Source organism: Amycolatopsis sp. GM8, assembly GCF_021653975.1.
GTDB lineage: Bacteria > Actinomycetota > Actinomycetes > Mycobacteriales > Pseudonocardiaceae > Amycolatopsis_E.
Map to the genome: position 1 here is coordinate 485,485 of NZ_JAJKFK010000003.1, position 17,582 is coordinate 503,066.

Genomic DNA, 17,582 nt, shown 5'->3' on the forward strand with positions numbered 1-17,582 from the left:
CAGGCCCTTGACAGGCAACCCGATGGTTGCCTAATGTCTGGATATGCAACCGAGGAGTTGCCTGTGAGTGAGCTGGACGCGGTGTTCCGGGCGCTCGCCGACCCGAGCCGGCGGCGCCTGCTGGACAGCCTCAACGAGCGGAACGGCCAGAGCCTGAGCGAGCTGTGCGCGGGCCTGGACATGACGCGGCAGGCCGTCACGAAGCACCTGGCGGTGCTCGAAGCGGCCCGGCTGGTCGCGACCGAGCGGCGGGGCCGGGAGAAGTTGCACTACCTCAACGCCGAGCCGGTCAACGAGATCGCCGAACGCTGGATCAGCTCCTACCACCGCGGGCACGCGCACGCGCTCGCCGGACTGAAACGAACGCTGGAGGAAAAACCGATGAGCCGCACCGAGTTCTTCTACGTCAGCTACATCCGCACCACGCCGGAGCAGCTCTGGCGGGCGCTGACCGAACCCGAGTTCACGCAGCGCTACTGGGGCGCGCAGCTCAAGTCCGACTGGCAGCCGGGCTCACCGATCCTGTGGCGCGAGGGCGACGGCGAGTTCGAGGACCTCGACCAGGTCGTGCTCGCCGCCGACCCGCCGCGGCTGCTGTCCTACAGCTGGCACACCTACCAGCCGGTGCACGCGGAGATGTTCGGCTGGAGCGCGGAGAAGCTGGCGGAGCTGCGCAAGGAGAAGCGGTCGAAGGTGACGTTCGAGCTGGAACCCGCCGGGGAGACCGTGAAGCTGACCGTCCGCCACGACGGGTTCGACACCGAGACCGAGATGTTCAAGGCGCTCAGCGGCGGCTGGCCGGCGGTCCTGTCGAGCCTGAAGACCTTGCTGGAAACCGGCGACGTCCTCCCACGCGGCTGACCGCGTGTTTGCCCGCCGCGCGGGCGTGTTTGCCCGTCACGCGGGTGAGTTTGCCCGTCACGCGGGTGAGTTTGCCCGTCACGTCGGTGAGTTGGCTTGCCGCGTCGGTGAGTTGGCTTGCCGCGTCAGCCGATGACGCGGTCGATGTAGCACCAGCGCCAGTCCTCGCCCGGCTCGTAGCTGCGGATCACCGGGTGCTGGGTCTCGTGGTAGTGCTCGGTGGCGTGCCGGCGCGGGGACGAGTCGCAGCAGGCGACGTGCCCGCAGGTCAGGCACAGCCGCAGGTGCACCCATGTGGTGCCCTCGCGCAGGCAGTCGACACAGCCGGTCTCGTCCGAGGTCGCCGTCCCCGGGTTCGTGAGATGCGCGCACGAACCGGCGGTGGCGGCCGGGGTGCGCAGTTCGCGCCCGTCGGCGACCAGGTCGGCCTCGCGGGGAGCCAGCAGGGACTCCTCGATGTCCATGCCGTCGAGCACGCTGCGCAGGACCTCGTCGTCGACGGTGGCGTTGTCGCGCGCGGCGAGTAGCACTTCCCGCTCGGCCTCGAGCATCTCCGCGCGCAACCGCCGGTACGCGGCGCTCGGCGTCTCGGCCACGCTGCTGCCCGCGCCGAGCCGTTCCCACGCGGAGTCCGAGCGGTAGGCCTGCTTGTCCTCGAGCCGGGCGATCACCTCGGGTGGGTCCTCGGCCGTCTGCTCCTGCTTGAGGCGGGCGAGCCCCGCCTGGGTCATCTCGTGCAGCAGCGCGGCCTTCTGCAGGGCGTCCTCGCCCGGGTCCGGCGCGGGCAGGTCGAGCCGGCGCACCAGGCCCGGCAGCGTCATGCCCTGCAGCAGCAGGGTGCCGGCGACGACGACGAACGCGGCGAGCACCAGCACCCCGCGTTCGGGCGTGGTGGTGGGCAGCACGAACGCGGCGGCGAGCGTGACCACGCCGCGGATCCCGGCCCAGGCGACCGCCGCCGAGTACCGCCACGGCAGCGCCCACGCGGGCAGGATCCACCGGGTCGCGGCGGCGAACACCCACACGATGCGGCTGACGATCGTCACCGCGAGCACCGCGGCACAGATGCCGGCGATCGTCCAGCCGGACAGGCTGCTGTCGGCGACCTCGGCGAGGATCCGCCGCAGCTGCAGGCCGATCAGCAGGAACACCAGGTTCTCCAGCAGGAACTGGATGGTGCGCCAGTTGATCCGGCCCGCGAGCCGGGACGGCCCGGACAGCAGGCGCGGGCTCTGCTGGCCGAGGATCAGCCCGGAGATCACCACCGCGAGCACCCCGGAACCGTGGATCGCCTCGGCCGGCAGGTACGCGACGAACGGCACCACGAACGTCCAGGCGGTGTCGAGGACCGGGTCGCGCAACCGCTTGCGCAGCGCCACCGCGCCCCAGCCGATGGCCAGCCCGACGGCCGCGCCGCCGACCGCGGCCAGCAGGAAGTCCAGCCCGACCTCCCACATCGCGACCGAGCCGGCGATGGCGGCGATCGCGGTGCGCAGCGCGACCAGCGCGGCCGCGTCGTTGAGCAGGCTTTCCCCTTCGAGGATGCGCACGACCTGGCGGGGCATGCCGACGCGGCGGGCGATGGCGCTGGCGGCGACCGCGTCCGGTGGCGCGACGACGGCGCCGAGCGCGAACCCGGCGGCCAGCGGCAGCCCGGGCACGACGGCCCAGGTCGCGAAGCCGACGGCGACGGTGGTGAACGCGACGAGCCCGACCGACAGGAGCGCGATCGGGGTGCGGTTGACGCGGATGTCGACCAGCGAGGTGCGGATGGCGGTCGAGTACAGGAGTGGTGGCAGCAGGCCGACCAGGACCAGCTCGGGGTTGAGCTCGAAGCTGGGCACACCCGGGATGAACGACGCGCCGACGCCGACGACGACCAGGCACAGCGGCGGCGACCAGTCGAGCCGGCGGGCGATCCCGGTGACCACCAGGACCGTCACGACGAGGCTGAGGATGTCGGTGGCTATGAGCATCGGCCTTTTCAGGGGTCGGGGAGGAAAAGGCCTCCGTGGCCTCGGTGGCCTCCGTGGCAAGTGGTGCGCAGGCGGACGTCCATGATATCCACCCGCCAGCACGGGGGAAGGTCCCTCGCCGCGAGGCCCGCCCGCCACGTCGGCGTGTTGGCCCGCCGCGTCGGTGAGTTGGCCCCGCACGCGGCAAAGTCAGGGACGTGGCGGGCAAACACGCCCGCGTGGGGGGCGAACACGCCGGCGGGGGCGAGGTCAGGGGTGCGGGACGGGGGCCCGGCCGAGTGCTCGGTGCAGGGCTGCCTCCAGGGCGGCGCGGTCGGTGACCACGGCGGCGACGTAGGCGTCCGGGCGGAGCAGCCACAGCTCCCCCGGCCGCGCGCCGAGCGCTTCCGCGAGCACGCCGGACGGGTCGATTTCGGCCAGCCGGACGACCGGCACCGGCAGGGCCGTCGCCTCGGCACCCGGCGCGGCCAGCACCGGCAGGGCCGCCGCGTCGGCGGCCCCAGCGGCCAGCACCAGGAAGCCATCCCTGGCCAGCTCCCGCAGCCGCGAACGGTCCACAGTGGACACCGGGACGTCCGGCACCAGGATGCCCGGGCCGGCCGCCGGCACACTGCCGCGCGGAGGCCGGCCGGCGAAGGGCCGCGCCGGGTCGGGGGTGGTCAGCGGCGACGTGACGTACCAGAACGGCTCCGCCAGCCGCCCCGAGTCGACGTGCGCCCGCACCGCCGGGTCACCTGCCGCGCCGGCCAGCACACGCAGCCGCGTCGAGCGCTGTTCTTCGTTCTGTGGCACCAGAAAGTTCATCGTCGCGGTGGTGACCTCGAGGTTCTCGACGGCCGCCGCGTGCCGTTCGCAGTGATAGGACTCCAGCAGTTCTTCGCCCGCCTCGCCGCGCAGCACGCACGCGAGCTTCCAGGCCGCGTTCTCCGCGTCGCCGACGCCCGAGTTGAGGCCACGCGCGCCGAACGGGGCCACCAGGTGCGCGCAGTCACCGGCGAGCAGCACCCGCCCGGCCCGCATCCGGTCCGCCACCCGGGACTGGAAGCGGTACACCGACTTCCACACGATCTCGTACGGCGCGCCCCCGATGATCGCCCGGATCCGGGCGTCGAGCGCTCCGCTCGTCTCTTCCGCGGCGAGGTCGTAGTCGCCGGGCACCTGCCAGTCGATGCGGAACGTCGAGTCCGGGCACGGGTGGATGAGCACCTGGCGGCCCGGGTTCCACGACGGGTCGAAATGGAACCGCCGCTCGTGCGCCCAGCCCGGCAGGTCCGCGCGGATGTCGCAGATCAGGAACCGGTCGTCGAAGGAATGCCCGTCGAAGGAGACCCCGAGCATCCGCCGGATGTCGTCCCCGCGCGCACCGGCACACGCGACGGCATACGCGGCACGGATCTCCTGCCCGCCTTCGCATCGCACGGTCACGCCGCCGGAATCCTGTGCCAGACCGACGACCCGGTGCCCCCAGCGCACGTCGATCAGCGGCGACCCGGCGATCCGCTCGTCGAGGATCTCTTCCGTGCGCGCCTGCGAGATGTTGACGAACGGCGGGAACGCCGACCAGCCCGCGTCGCCGAGGGTGTAGGCGAACAGCTCCTCGTCGCGGTGGAACGTGCGCGCGGTCGTCCACGTGACACCCTCGTCCGCGATCCGCCGCCCGGCGCCGACCGACTCCCACACGTCGAGCACGTCACGTTGCTGGCAGATGGCCTTCGAGCCGACCAGATCCCGTTCGGCGCGCCCGTCCAGCAACACCACCGGCACGCCCCAGCGCGCGAGCAACAACGCCGTCGTCTGCCCGACCGGCCCGTTGCCGATGACGACGACGATGCTCACGACTGCAGCTGGTCCCACACTTCGCGGTCCCGCTCGGCCGTCCAGATCACCGGCCGCTCGATCCCGCCGAGCTCGTCCCACAGCCGCGACACGTCGAAGGGCAGGCAATGCTCGAAGATCGGCCACTTCCCGTACCGCGGGGCGAGCGCGGCATGCGTGCGCTCGAACGCCTCCTTGAGCGTCCCCCCGGCTTCCCGCACGGCACCGACCTCGCGGATCATCACGCGCAGGAAGTCGCGCGTCTGCTCGATCGCGGCGTCGACGGCGTCGCGGCCGTGGCTGACCGCGCCGCGCCCGCCGATCAGCGCCTCCGCGCCCAGCGCCTGCACACCGTCCAAAGTGGACGACGACCAGTCGCGGTGGAAGGCGTCACCGGTGTAGAGCGCGGCCTCGGCCTCGACGAGATCCCCGGCGTAGAGGATCTTCTGCCGCGGCAGCCACGCCACGATGTCGCCTTCGGTGTGCCCGCGCCCGCAGTACTGCAGCACGAGATCGCCCCGGTCACCGCCGAGGTCGATGGTCAGCCGGTCGGAGAAGGTGAGGGTGGGCCAGGTCAGGCCGGGCACCGAGTCGGCGGCCTTGGCCAGCCGCGGCATCCGGCCGAACTCGCTCGCCCAGTCCTCCTTGCCGCGCTCGGCGACCAGCGCGCGGGTGTTCTCGTGCGCCACGATCACCTCGGCGTCGAACGCGGACGCGCCCAGCACCCGCACCGCGTGGTAGTGCGACAAAACCAGGTAGCGCACGGGTTTCTCGGTGTGCTCGCGCAGTTTCGCCAGCCACTCGCGGGCCGCGACCGGGGTGGCGAGGGCCTCGAAGCAGACGAGGAAATCCTCGCCCTCGATCGCGCCGATGTTCGGGTCGCCCTCCGCGGTCAGCGCGTACACGCCGTCGCCGAGCACCTCCAGGGTCTGCTCCTTCTCCCCCAGATCCGCCGAGGACGCGAAAGCCTTGGCCACGATACCCACCTCCGAGCGATAAAGGATTTGACTATTCGACCGTAACGCAGGTCACGTCACAACGGAAGGCTACGACACACACCGACCGGCCGGCCCCCTAAGCTGACTCAATGCCACCGGACCGGATCGCCACCGACGACCTCGACTATCTGAGCTTCGTGGACTACGCGATCGCCAAGACGACGGCCGAGCTGCCGAAGGTGGACGCGGGCGCGATGCGGCTCGGGCTGACCCTGCACCGGCTGACCAGCGCGCTGGTCTACGACTGGGAGTCGACGGTGCACCGGCCGCGCGGCTGGAGCTGGGGCGGCTTCCGGGTGTTGTTCGTGCTGTGGCTGGCCGGGCCGCTGGAAGCCAAGCGGGTCGCGCAGCTTTCCGGGATGAGCCGGGCGGCGGTGTCCGCGCTCGTGAACACCCTCGAGCGGGACGGGCTGGTCACCCGCACACAGTCCGAGCACGACCGCCGCGCGGTGCAGCTGGCGCTCACCGGCGCCGGCCACGAGGCGATCATCAGCGCCTACGAAGCGCACAACGAGCGCGAGCGGGCGTGGGCCGACGCGTTGTCCAAACCTGAGCAGACCATCCTCATCGGACTGCTGGAGAAGCTCACCACCAGCTCCGCGGCGAACGAAGCCAAGCGCCGATTCTGATCAATACTTTGATCACCTAACAGGCGGCTACGATTGAGCCTGTGCGGGATCCGGCGGATGATCTGCGGATCGGCGCCCCGGAACGGGAGGCCGCCGTCAAGCTCCTCGGCGACCATCTTGCCTTGGGGCGCCTGGAAATCGGCGAGTGCGAAGAGCGGGTGCGGGCCGCCGTCGAGGCCCGCACTTGGGGTGAGCTGCGCGCCCTGTTCGCGGATCTGCCCCCGCGGGCGAACCCGGCGATGGCCGCCCGCGGGGGCGACCCCGGCTACCTGCCCGCCGGCCTGCGGGCCACCCTCGTCACGGAAGGCCTGCTGGTCATCGACGAAGGCGTGCGCGGCTCGATCACCTACCGCGGCTACCGCGAGCCGGGCGGCTATTCCGGCTGGGAGCGCAGCTCGATGTCCGGCGCCGTGGCGGTGACCGGCCGGCGGCTGCTCGCGTGGGGCGGCGGCGCCAAGCGGGTGGACGTCCCGCTCGGGCATCCGCTGCGCGCAGCGATCATGCTGTCCGTGGACAAGCCGGGGCGGCTGTGCATCGCGGTCGACGCCGGCGCGTTCCACCCCGACCGCTCGGGCCGCATCGAGTACCGGTTCCGCACGACGCGCGCCGAGGTCGTCCGCGGCCTGCTCGGGTCCACTTAGGACGGTCTGTCAACCGGAATGTTCCGCTGCCGTATCCGGTCCGGCTCGGAAATCCTGGACCGATGATGACACAGAAAAACCGGGTGACCATGCCGGGCCGGCTGGTCGGCGTCCTCGTCGTGCTGGGCATCCAGGTCCTCGCGAACGGCTTCCTCGGCTGGCTGCTGATCGACCAGCTCGACGACGACGCCCGGCACGGCAGGTCCGCCGACGGGACCGGGGCCTTCTCCTTCTTCGGCTACCTCTCGCTCGTGCTGGCGGTGGTGCTGCTGGTCTGCGGCGTGCTCACGGTGCGCCCGCGGCCGTGGGCGCGGCCGGTGATCATCGGCATCGAGGGGATCGCGATCGTCAGCGGCGTGGTCAACATCGTCAACGGCGCGGTCGCCGGGTTCATCGGGATCCTGATCGCGGTGATCGTCATCGGCGTCCTGCTGCGCGACGACGTCCGCGAGTGGTACCGGGCGCGGTCATGACCGGCCGCGGTGCACCTCGGCGAGATCGTCCGAGGTGACCAGGCGGTACTCCGCGATCCGTTTGCCCACCGCGAACCGCGGGTTCTGGATCCGGCCCCGGCGCGCCTCGCCGTAGGGGTCGGCCAGCTCGCCGAACGCGATCCGCGCGATGATCTTGATCGCGTCGTCCACCCGTTGCGAGTGCGCCAGATTCCACGCGTCGCCGGCGCGCCACTGGAGCACCCGTTCGTAGATCCGGCGGTTCGTCGGGGGAAACGGCGAGTCGTCGTCGCCGGCCAGCCACGGTTCGGCCAGCGCGATCGCGACGTACCACTCCTTCGAATACCGCGCCAGCTGTCCCTTGCGGATATGCGGCTTGTGTTCGGTATCGCGGCGGCCCGCCGGCGGGATCGCGGTGCCGGCAGCTCCCACGGCGACCACGAAAGTCAGCTGCAGGTCGGTGAACAGCTCGTCACCGACCTGTTTTCCGGCGAGCACGGCGAGTTCGTTCTTGCCGGGGTCGAGCATCGCCGCCATCCCGCGCACCAGCGTCACCCGCCGCGCCCCGCCCGGCGCGTCGAGCAGGCTGGACAGCCGCCCCTCCCCCGCGCCGAGCCAGCGCAGCAGCGCGGCCTCCTCGCCGACGGCGAGTTCGGCGAGTACACCCGACACGTGCCGCGCGCAACCCGGCAGCCGCAACGCGATCTCGCCCGGCCGCGGCGGACCGCCGTGCGGGTCACGGCCGAACACCAACCGCTCACCGGAGACGACCCGCACCGGGTGCAGCTCGTTCCCGCGCACCGTGACCTGCAGCATCCCGCCCCCACACCTGACTTCCGGTAGTCAGTGTCTAGCAGGAACGGCATATCGGGCACCAGCCGCGAAACGGCGTCATTCACACCCGGGTTCGTCGGCATCCGCGTCGGCGAGGCTCGCGCACACCTCGCGCAGGGCGGCGAGCGGGTCCAGCCGCCACACCCCGACCGCGGTGTCCGTCCCGCCGCTGGCGAGCTTGCTGCCGTCCGGGGAGAACACGAGATCGTTGAGCGGCGCGATATGGCCGTTCAGGGTGGCGACCAGTTGCCGCGTGCCCAGGTCCCACAGCCGGATCGCGGAGTCCTCGGTGGTCGCCGACGCGAGGGTGCGGCCGTCCGGGGAGATCGCCAGCCGCCGCACGGTGGAGGGCTGCCGGCCGAACTCGGCCGTTACCTGACCGGTGGCGGCGTCGCGGACCTGCACGGTGCCGGGGGTGCCGGCGGTGACCACCGTCCGGCCGTCCGGGGTGTAGACGATGGTGTTGAGCGTGTCGGTGCCGAGCGGGACCCGCCGTTCGCCGCCGAAGCCGGGGGCGTCCCAGGTGATCATGGTCGAGGCCGTCGCGCCGTCCGGGTCGCTGCCGGCCAGCCCGGTGCCGGCCGCGTTGGTGAGCGCGAGCAACCGGCCGCTGTCCGGGGAGAACGTGAGATCGACGGGCCACTGCGGGCCGAGGTCGAGGACCTTCTCACCGGTCAGCGTGGCCGCGTCCCAGATGTGGATCTGGTACTGCTGCTGGGTGGTCTCGACCGGCGCCTGGTCCACCGCCGCGAGCCACTTGCCGTCCGGCGACACCGCCATCGCGCCCCGGCCGATGAAATCGCGGTCGTTCAGGCGGACCGTACGCGGCTGGGCGAGCGCGAACGTGTCCGACCGCGCGGTGAAGGTGTCGTCGCCGGTGCCGGTGATCATGGTGCCGTCGGGCGTGTACTGGATCCCGAACACCCCGCCGCCGGGCTCGTCGGACTGGGCCAGCAGCAGGCCGCTCGTGGTGTCCCAGGTGTAGAGCCCGCCAGCGGAGTCCCCGGCGGAGATCGCGTTGCCGTCGGGCCGGAACGCCAGCGTCATCACCGAGGCGCGGGGCGCGGAGTACCAGTTCGTGTTGCTCCGCCAGCGCATGATCGTGCCGTCGCTGTTGGCCGCCACCCGGGTGCGGCCGTCGTGGGACACGGCGATCGCGACGACCGAATGCCCGACCGTGGTACCGCCGCGCGGGCCCTGGCTCAGGCTGCCGACATAGCCGCCGTTGGCCGGGTCCCACACAGAGATCGCGTTGAGATCACTGTTGGTGTACAGGGTCTGGCCGTCCGGGGTGAACGCGAGCGCCGACGGCCCGCCGGAGCGCTGGGTGTCCGGGAACGCCCGCACCGGCGCGCCGGTCTTCGCGTCCCACAACCGGATCAGGTTGTCGTCGACGCTCGCGCTGGCCAGCAGCTTCCCGGAGAACGTCACCTGGACCGGCACGATGCCGCCTGGGCCGCGCTCGCGCGCGTTGTCGCCGTGATCGGTGTGCCGAGCCACCAGGGTGCCCGTCGCCGGGTCCCACAGTTCGACGCTGCCGTGCCCGCGGCCCACGGCGATCCGGTCGCCACTCTCGCTGTAGGCCAGCCCTGACGCGTCGGCGATACCGCCGGCCACGGTGCGGATCAGCTTGCCGGTGAACGGATCCCATTCGTCGATCCCGTTCGTCCCGTCGGACTGGACGGACGTGGCCGCCACGGCCTTGCCGTCCGGGCGCCAGGCGACCACGCCGATCGCGGGCAGGATGCCGGCCAACTGGGCGACTGGCCGGCCGCTGGGCACCTCCCAGATCCGCACCCCGCTGTCCTTGACGGTGCCGGCCAGCGACGAGGTGGCGAGCAGGGTGCCGTCCGGGGAGAACTTGACCGAGAAGATCGAGCCCGCGCCGGTGATGGGGGTGTCCAGTGCCTTGCCGGCCTTGACGTCCCACAGCACGATCTTCCCGTCGCCGGAGCCGATCGCGATCAGCGTGCCGTCCGGGTTGACGTCGACCGAGTACGCGTTGGCCAGCCCGGACGGGAACGAAGACGGGTACGTGATCAGCGGCCCGGACAGCAGCGCGCCCCGCGCCTCGGTGGTCTGGGCGGCCCGCCAGGCCTGCACCGCCTTGTGCATGGCGTCCACCGGGTCCACCTCCGCCTCGGCGACGGACTCCGCCGCCAGCTGCCGCGACAGTGTGGCGACGCGCTCGGCTTCGGCGTCGTTGCGGGCGATCACCGCGACCACCCCGGCGACCAGCGCCGCGACCAGGAGCGTGGCCAGCCCCGCGACGGCGCCCTGCAGCCGCCGGGTGCGGCGCCGCCGCTCGCGGTCGCTCGCCTGCAGGAACGCCCGCTCGTCCGGGGTGAGATCGGTCCGTCCGGTGGCCCAGTCCGTCGCCGCGGCCAGCCGCGCGCCGCGGTAGAGGTCGGCCCGGTCCCGGCCGCTCGCCCGCCACCCGGTGACGGCCTCGCCGAGCCGCTGGCGCACGAGCAGCCCTTCGCGGTCCTCGGCGACCCATTCCCGCAGCCGCGGCCACGCAGTCAGCAACGCGTCGTGCGACAGCTGGACATGATCGCGGTCGATCGTCACGAGCCGTGCCGCCACAAGGCTTTCCAGCACCCGGTTCGGCACGTCGGCGCGATGCGCGCGGCGCCGCGCGATACCGCCGCCGTCGAGCAGGGTGACCATCCGCAGCAGCGCGGCGCGCAGCGCGTGCCGGTCGTACTCGCCGAGCCGGGTGTACACGCCGTCGGCGGTCAGCGCGACCGCCCGGTCCACCCCGCCCGTGCGCTGGTATCCCGCCAGAGTCAGCCGGTTGCCTTCCCGGTTGTGCCAGGTCTCGCGCAGCGCGTGGGCGAGCCGCGGCAGCGCGCCGGGATCGTCGCCGGCACCGACGTCGGTGATCAGCCGGTCGACGAGCCCGGGTTCGAGCACGAGGCCGGCCGCCACCGCGGGCCTGGTGATCACGCGCGCCAGCTCGTCGGCGGTCATCGGCCCGAGCACGTACGGCGCCTGCAGGGATTTCTTGAGCGCGGGCAAGGTGATGCAGTGCTCGACGAAGTCGGCGCGCACGGCCAGCACGACCCGGGCGGGCCAGGCACTGGCCAGCGCGGCGGCGAACGCCTCGCGCTCCCCGGCGTCCTCGCACTGGGTGAACAGTTCCTCGGTCTGGTCGACCGCGATGACCATCGGCGAGCCTGCGCTGGTGACCGCGGCGCGGCACAACTCGCCGAGCGTCGCGGGGTGCTCGCGCAGCCGTCGCGCCAGCTGTCCCGGGTCGGTCAGCGTCAACGGGGCCAGCCGTGCGGCGAGGGTGGCGATCGGGTGCTCGCCCGGCGTCATCGCGAGCCGCGGCGCCGGACCGCCGGCGCGGGCGTGCGCGGCGAGCAGTCCCGCGTGCAGGAGTGACGACTTGCCCGCGCCCGAGGCGCCGACCACCAGCAGCGGTCCGGAATCGGCGCGCTGCCGGGAAAGGCGGGCGAGCAGATCCCGCACCGCTTGTTCACGGCCGAAGAACCAGTCGCTGTCCCCCGCGCCGAAACTCTGCAGTCCCGGGTACGGGCAGCGGTCCCGGTGGTGCACGTCGGTGTCGTCGGGGTCGCGGGTCTCGTCCAGCGGCGGCTCGGTGCGCTGCTCGTCGCCGACCGCCGCGAGCAGCCGCACGAAGTAGGACTGCCCTGGATCGCTGGGCTGCGGCACGTCGAACGCCACGCTCGTCGGCGCCTCCGCGGTGACGGCGGCCGCGGCCGCCATCAGCTCGCCCGCGCTCGGGTACCGGCGGCGCGGGTCCTTCGCCATCCCGGTCTGCACGACGAGGTCCATCGCGGGCGGGATCCGCCGGTCGAACAGCGACGCCGCCGGTGGCGGGTCGTTGAGCTGCGCCGTCAGCTTGCCCAGGGAATCCATGGCAGGGAAGGGAACCCGGCCGGTCAGGCACTGGAACAGCACGCACGCCAGCGAGTACACGTCCGACTCGGGCCCGATGTCGCCGTGGGTAAGGCGTTCCGGCGCCATGTAGTCGAGCGTGCCGACGTAGTCACCGGTCTCGGTCAGCCGCGTGACGTCGGGCGCGTAGAGCCGGGCGATGCCGAAGTCGGCCAGGTACGCGGTGCCGTCGGCGTCCAGCAGGATGTTGCCGGGCTTGATGTCGCGGTGCAGCACGCTGCGCGCGTGCGCGGCGTCGAGAGCGGCGGCGACCTGGGACAGGATCTCGACGGTCCGCACCGGGTCGAGGGGACCGTCCGCGAGCCGCGCCTTGAGATCCGGGCCGTCGATCAGCCGCATGTCCAGGTAGAGCCGGCCGTCGATCTCGCCGTGCGCGTGGATCGGCACCACATGCGGATGCCGCAGCTGCGCCACGATCTTGGCCTCGCGGCGGAACCGGCTCTCGAACTCGGCGCCCGCCAGCAGCGGCAGGCGCTTGAGCGCCACGTACCGCTCGTGCACGGTGTCGTAGGCGCGGTGCACCTCCCCCATCCCACCGCGGCCGAGCAGCTCCTCGATCCGATACGGTCCGAACAACTCGGGTGCGGCGTCGACGGAGACCGTGTCGGTCATGAACCCTCCCAGTCAGGTGCGGCAAGCCTACGGTTACTGACACGCCAGGAGAACCGTGTGCACGGCGGCGGGCCGTTCCGTGTCGGACAGGCCGTCCCAGAGGTAGTGCCGCATCGCTGTGACGCACCGGGAGAGGTCGGCGTTCTCGGCTTCCAGCCCGCTGTTGCGCTGCTCGGCCTGCCGCCGTTCGGTGTCGGCCGAAGCGACCTTGGCCGTGGCTTCGGAGAGCTGGCTGCGCCGGTCGTCCAGGCGTGCCGCGGCGTCCTTCTCGTCGCGGCCCGCGGCGATGATCAGCGCGGCCGCCGTGGTCCGCGAGCCCCGGCGTGGGGTGGGAGGTGCCGATGGTGGCTGCGACGGGAGGAAGCCCGGGTAGCCGCTCGCGAATCTGGCCGTGTGCATGGGAGATCACCGCCCGCAGTGGTCGAGGACCTTGTCGAGCGCCGCGTCGAGAGCGACGTCGTCCCCACGCTGGGCGGCGAGAATGCTGTCCCGGGCAGGGTCGGCGCCGTGACCGCCCGGTGTCGAGAGTGTCCACTGTGGACGCGGTGGCGGCGCGGCGCGGCGCCGGCCATCGAGGTCTCGGTGGCAGTGATCTTCGCGTCGATACGGCAGCCCGGTCGCCACGACCAGCACCCCGGCCGCGAGGGCGAGCGAGACCATGATCCCCCGGCCCACATCCCGTTGCTCCATGACATTCCTCCAGCCGTGCAGAGCGACAGGAGGATGTTCGCGCGGGGGTGCGCACGCGCGTAAGCGGAACGTTCCGGGCCGCGACCGGGGTGGCAGCCGCGGCCCGCTTCGGGCAGGCTCAGGCCAGCGCGGCTTCGATCGCCTCGACGACCTCCGGGGCCTCCGGCTCGGTGCGCGGCCGGAACCGCGCCAGGACCTTACCGTCCCCGCTGACCAGGAACTTCTCGAAGTTCCACTGGATGTCGCCGGCCTTGCCCTCGGCGTCCGGGGTCTGCACCAGCTCGGCGTAGAGCGGGTGCCGGTCGTCACCGTTCACGTCGATCTTCTCGAACATCGGGAACGTGACGCCGTACGTCGCCGAGCAGAACTCGGCGATCTCCTCCGCGGTGCCCGGCTCCTGCCCCATGAACTGGTTGCACGGGAACCCCGCGACCGAGAACCCCTTGTCCCCGTAGAGTTCCTGCAGCCGCTCCAGCCCGGCGTACTGCGGGGTCAGCCCGCATTTCGAGGCCACGTTGACCACGAGCAGCGCCTTGCGGCCGAGGCCGTCGAGGGTCGCCGCTTCGCCGCCGAGGGTGCGTAACGAGATGTCGCCGAGTGCCATGGGTCCGTCCTTCGTCAGATGATCAGCCGACAAGAACAACCTGCCCCACCTGCGACCATTCCCCTTTTGGACGTGACCGATGACACATTCAGTCCGCGCTGCGCGGCCCCGGAACGGTCGCCATCCCCTCGGTGGGCTTGAGCCCGAGCGCCTCCAGCAGCAGCACGCAGTCGTCCGCGTTCGCGGCCGCCGAGGCCACGGCGCGCACCGCGCGGCGCCGCTGGTCCAGCACCGCCGGCGTGTCGTCGAGGATGTCGTGCGGCGCCGTTGTGGGCGCGAAACCGTTGTCTCGCATGCGTTTCCCCTCCTCAGGTCCCGAACCTGTGTAACGGCGGATCGTCCGGGGTAACCCGACGCCGGCGACAGGAGCGGGCGTGAACCATTCCCCTGACCCGATGCGTGCCGGCGGCCCCGCCGTCGTCACCGAAGGTACCCTCGCCGGGCCGATCGCGCTGGTGCTCGATCCGTCCGGCAGGCCGTCACCGAGCTGAGCGAAGGAGCGCGACCATGACCGGATCCGACGAGAAACCACTCGCCGACGTGCTGGAACAGCACCAGGACCCGGACGACGAGGCGGGCGAACCCGACCTGCCCACCGAGGCCGACCCGGCCGACGTCCTCGACCAACGGCTCGCGGTACCCGAGGACGACGAGCACGACCACGGCTGACCCCACGGCGTGTTGGCCCGCCACGTCGGTGAGTTGGCCGCCCACGTCGGTGAGTTGGCCCGCCACGTCGGTGAGTTGGCCGCGTGCGGCGCCAAGTCACCCGCGCGGCGGGCCAACACGCGCGCACGGCGTGCGAGCATGCGTGACGGAGACCGGCAGGTTCGCCCGGAAGGAGACCCGTGGATCTGGTCACGCTGCGCCGCGACGTGCACTCACACCCCGAGCCCGCGTTCTGCGAGCTGCGCACCGCCGCCCTCGTCCTGTCGCACCTGCGGAAGCTGCCGGTCCGGATCCGGACGGGCGCGCTCGCGCTCGGCGGCATTCCGGCCTACCCGGACGACGCGACCCTGGAGAGGTTCGCCGACCTGGCGATTCACAGCGGCGCCGATGCCGGGGACGTGGCCACGCTCGCCCGGGAGGGCACGGCGATCGTCGCCGATCTCGAAGGCTCGCGGCCCGGGCCGACCTGGGCGCTGCGCTTCGACATGGACGCGCTGCCGGTCACCGAAGCGGCCGGGGCCACGCATTTTCCGGCCGCGCAGGGATTCCGCTCGGCCTACGAGGGGTTCATGCACGCGTGCGGGCACGACGGGCACGTCGCGATCGGCCTCGGACTCGCGGAACGGCTCTCGGACCGTGACTTCCCGGGCACCGTCCGGTTCCTGTTCCAACCCGCCGAGGAGGGCGGCCGCGGTGCGCGGGCGATGCTCGGCGCGGACGTGGTCGAGGGCGTGGACCGGTTCGCCGCCGTGCATCTGGGACTGGATCTGCCGGCCGGCACGGTCGCGGCCGGGATCACCGGCATCTTCGCGACCACCAAGATGCGCGCCCGGTTCACCGGCGTCGCCTCGCACGCGGCCGCGGCACCGCAGGACGGCCGCAACGCGTTGCTCGCGGCGGCCACGGCGGTACTCGGAATCCACGGTCTGCCACGGTTTTCCACCGCCGACACCCGGGTCAACGTCGGCACGCTGCACGCCGGCGGGAACGTCAACATCGTACCCGCGCTGGCGGAGCTGACCTGCGAGGCCCGCTCCCGCGACGGCGCCGTCAACGCGGAGCTGACCGAGCGGGTCAAGCAGGTGCTGCGCGGCGCCGCCCTGGCGCAGGGGGTGACGGTGGACATCGAAGAGACCGGCGGTTCGACGTCGCTGACCTGCGACGACGAGCTGCTCGACGCGGTGCTGGCCGCCGCGTCCGGGCACGAGACGGTCCGGCTGCACGAGATGGGCGGCAGCGACGACGCGAGCCTGTTCGCGGAAGCCGTCCAGCGCGCCGGCGGGCTCGCCACGTACATCGTGGTCGGCGGCGGGAACCCGGCACCGCACCACAACCCGTACTTCGACGTGGACGAGTCGGCGCTGCCGGTGGCCGTCGACGTGCTGGCGGCGCTGATCCGCTGAATTACCGGGGATCCACCGGCCAGCAGAGCTCGGTCCGCAGGTCGCGCGGGTCCATGTCGGGTGCGGGCTTCGTGACGTAGGACTCCCACCGCAGCGCCTGCGGGGACAGCCCCTGCTCCCGGATCCACGTCTCCAGCCGCTGCCAGCCGGCTTGGAGACCGTCGAACGAACCGGAGTGGGTCAGGCGCGCGACCGCTCCGCCGGGCAGCGTGCCGGCGACGACGTCGCCTTCGGGCTGGACGACGCGGTCCGTGGCGAACCCGACTTCGAGATCGAGCGTCTCACCGGAAGCCCCGCGATACAGGCCGAAGGCGGGGCCCAGCATCGTGACTCCCTGCGCGGCGAGGGTCTTGCCCAGCGCGCCGAACGAGACATCGAAGAAGTCCCGCAGACCGGCGATCGGCACCTCGCCACGGACCACCGCCGTCGTCGACGGAGCGAGGTTCACCAGTTCCGGTTCGTGTTCAGGCATGCGTCTCTCCCAGGTCGGCGGGTGGCATCACGGTAGACCCGCCGGGCGCCGGAAACTCATCGGCCGCGGGGCGGCAGCGCCGGATCGGTGATGATCGCGCCGGGCTGGGCGATCACCTTCGCGGCGATCGCGTGCCCGGCTCGCGCCGCCTCAGCCGGGTCCGCGCCACCGAGGCGCGCCGCGAGATAGCCCGCGTTGAAGGCGTCGCCGGCCGCGGTGGTGTCCACTGTGGACTCGACCGGTTCGGCGGGCACGGCCGTGCCATCGGCGAGGAGGCAGCCGTTGCCGCCGTCCTTGACCGCGATGTCCGGAATTCCCAGTCCGGCCAGGCGTTCCCGCGTCGCCGCGGGCGTGGCGTCGCCGAACAGCGCGCGCTCGTCGGAGAACGTGGGCAGCGCGATGCTGGTCAGCTCCCAGATCCGCCGAACCGCTTCGCGCGCCACGGCCACGGTTTCCCAGCCCGCCGCGCGGTAGTTGCTGTCGAACACGACGTGCGCGCCGCGGGCGCGAGCAGCGGCCAGCTCGGTCCGGAGACTCTCGCGGGCCGAGTCGCTCAGCAGTTGCAGCGTGATCGCGGACAGATACAGCACGTCGTAACCGGACAGGTCCGGGTGGTGGTCGTGGTCGAACAGCCTGCGGGCCGGGGATTCCGAGCGGTAGTAGGTGAAACTCCGCTCGCCGTGGTCGTCGGTGCGCACCAGGTAGAGGCCGGGCCGGGCGCCGGGGATGCGGTCGGCCGGCTTCGTGTCCAGGCCTTCGGCGCGCATCGCGGCGAGGATGCCGGTGCTGTACTCGTCGTCACCGAGCCGGGTCAGGTACCCGACCTCGACGTCGTCCGGTGAGGTCAGCCGCGCGAGGTAGACCGCCGTGTTGAAGGTGTCTCCCGCGTAGCCGAGGGACAGCGTGCGATCGCCGGTGTGCGTCAGCTCGATCATGCACTCGCCGATGGCGAGCACGCGGGTCGTCAAGTTCGGTACCTCGTGGGTCTTGCCGTTCCGG

The 17,582-nt window shown here is 72.2% G+C and carries 17 protein-coding genes; 6 read left to right on the forward strand and 11 right to left on the reverse strand.

Annotated elements, in window-relative coordinates; translation table 11 throughout:
• Positions 1 to 72: 72 nt before the first annotated feature.
• Positions 73 to 861 (forward strand): metalloregulator ArsR/SmtB family transcription factor, encoded by a 789-nt coding sequence (locus tag LOZ83_RS15535; protein WP_236792096.1) that lies wholly within the window; start codon positions 73 to 75, stop codon positions 859 to 861.
• Between the two features lie 125 nt (positions 862 to 986).
• Here the strand turns inward: LOZ83_RS15535 and LOZ83_RS15540 are convergent, their stop codons facing one another.
• The 3 genes from LOZ83_RS15540 to LOZ83_RS15550 all read right to left on the reverse strand — a co-directional run bounded on the left by LOZ83_RS15540 (position 987) and on the right by LOZ83_RS15550 (position 5,632).
• A complete protein-coding gene (locus tag LOZ83_RS15540; RefSeq protein ID WP_236791296.1) occupies positions 987 to 2,837 on the reverse strand; it encodes a Na+/H+ antiporter in 1,851 nt (616 codons plus the stop codon).
• A 249-nt stretch (positions 2,838 to 3,086) separates the two neighbouring features.
• Positions 3,087 to 4,673, reverse strand: a complete 1,587-nt coding sequence (locus LOZ83_RS15545) for an FAD-dependent monooxygenase (RefSeq protein ID WP_236791297.1) — start codon at positions 4,671 to 4,673, stop codon at positions 3,087 to 3,089.
• Positions 4,670 to 5,632 (reverse strand): MBL fold metallo-hydrolase, encoded by a 963-nt coding sequence (locus LOZ83_RS15550; protein ID WP_236792097.1) that lies wholly within the window; start codon positions 5,630 to 5,632, stop codon positions 4,670 to 4,672. Before LOZ83_RS15550 ends, LOZ83_RS15545 begins: the two co-directional genes overlap by 4 nt.
• 107 nt (positions 5,633 to 5,739) lie before the next feature.
• Here LOZ83_RS15550 and LOZ83_RS15555 point away from each other — a divergent pair, with 107 nt between their 5' ends.
• The 3 genes from LOZ83_RS15555 (at position 5,740) to LOZ83_RS15565 (ending at position 7,393) form a co-directional block, all read left to right on the forward strand.
• Positions 5,740 to 6,279 carry a MarR family winged helix-turn-helix transcriptional regulator gene (locus LOZ83_RS15555; protein WP_236791298.1) on the forward strand — a complete coding sequence of 180 codons (540 nt, stop codon included), beginning with the start codon at positions 5,740 to 5,742 and terminating at the stop codon, positions 6,277 to 6,279.
• Between the two features lie 41 nt (positions 6,280 to 6,320).
• On the forward strand, positions 6,321 to 6,920 hold the full coding sequence (locus tag LOZ83_RS15560; protein WP_236791299.1) for a DUF1707 domain-containing protein: 600 nt from the start codon (positions 6,321 to 6,323) through the stop codon (positions 6,918 to 6,920).
• A 62-nt stretch (positions 6,921 to 6,982) separates the two neighbouring features.
• On the forward strand, positions 6,983 to 7,393 hold the full coding sequence (locus LOZ83_RS15565; protein ID WP_236791300.1) for a hypothetical protein: 411 nt from the start codon (positions 6,983 to 6,985) through the stop codon (positions 7,391 to 7,393).
• Here the strand turns inward: LOZ83_RS15565 and LOZ83_RS15570 are convergent.
• From LOZ83_RS15570 to LOZ83_RS15595, 6 genes are all read right to left on the reverse strand, one after another.
• Positions 7,388 to 8,188 (reverse strand): hypothetical protein, encoded by an 801-nt coding sequence (locus tag LOZ83_RS15570; RefSeq protein WP_236791301.1) that lies wholly within the window; start codon positions 8,186 to 8,188, stop codon positions 7,388 to 7,390. The genes LOZ83_RS15565 and LOZ83_RS15570 overlap by 6 nt on opposite strands.
• A 75-nt stretch (positions 8,189 to 8,263) precedes the next feature.
• Positions 8,264 to 12,745, reverse strand: a complete 4,482-nt coding sequence (locus LOZ83_RS15575) for a protein kinase (RefSeq protein ID WP_236791302.1) — start codon at positions 12,743 to 12,745, stop codon at positions 8,264 to 8,266.
• A gap of 33 nt (positions 12,746 to 12,778) precedes the next feature.
• A complete protein-coding gene (locus tag LOZ83_RS15580) occupies positions 12,779 to 13,144 on the reverse strand; it encodes a hypothetical protein (RefSeq protein ID WP_236791303.1) in 366 nt (121 codons plus the stop codon).
• Positions 13,145 to 13,150: 6 nt separating this feature from the next.
• Complete coding sequence (locus LOZ83_RS15585) at positions 13,151 to 13,435, reverse strand: hypothetical protein (protein ID WP_236791304.1); 285 nt, start codon at positions 13,433 to 13,435, stop codon at positions 13,151 to 13,153.
• A gap of 118 nt (positions 13,436 to 13,553) precedes the next feature.
• Positions 13,554 to 14,039, reverse strand: coding sequence for a glutathione peroxidase (locus LOZ83_RS15590; protein ID WP_236791305.1), 486 nt, complete (start codon positions 14,037 to 14,039; stop codon positions 13,554 to 13,556).
• A gap of 88 nt (positions 14,040 to 14,127) precedes the next feature.
• Positions 14,128 to 14,334 carry a hypothetical protein gene (locus tag LOZ83_RS15595; RefSeq protein WP_236791306.1) on the reverse strand — a complete coding sequence of 69 codons (207 nt, stop codon included), beginning with the start codon at positions 14,332 to 14,334 and terminating at the stop codon, positions 14,128 to 14,130.
• Positions 14,335 to 14,546: 212 nt separating this feature from the next.
• Between LOZ83_RS15595 and LOZ83_RS15600 the strand changes: the two genes are divergently transcribed.
• Entirely contained in the window at positions 14,547 to 14,708 is a 162-nt protein-coding gene (locus LOZ83_RS15600) for a hypothetical protein (protein WP_236791307.1), read from the forward strand.
• Between the two features lie 179 nt (positions 14,709 to 14,887).
• Entirely contained in the window at positions 14,888 to 16,111 is a 1,224-nt protein-coding gene (locus LOZ83_RS15605) for an amidohydrolase (RefSeq protein ID WP_236791308.1), read from the forward strand.
• Between the two features lies 1 nt (position 16,112).
• Here LOZ83_RS15605 and LOZ83_RS15610 read toward each other — a convergent pair whose 3' ends face one another.
• Both LOZ83_RS15610 and LOZ83_RS15615 read right to left on the reverse strand, forming a co-directional pair.
• A complete protein-coding gene (locus tag LOZ83_RS15610) occupies positions 16,113 to 16,583 on the reverse strand; it encodes a GyrI-like domain-containing protein (RefSeq protein WP_236791309.1) in 471 nt (156 codons plus the stop codon).
• 56 nt (positions 16,584 to 16,639) lie between these two features.
• Positions 16,640 to 17,551, reverse strand: coding sequence for a sugar kinase (locus LOZ83_RS15615; RefSeq protein ID WP_236791310.1), 912 nt, complete (start codon positions 17,549 to 17,551; stop codon positions 16,640 to 16,642).
• Between the last annotated feature and the right edge of the window lie 31 nt (positions 17,552 to 17,582).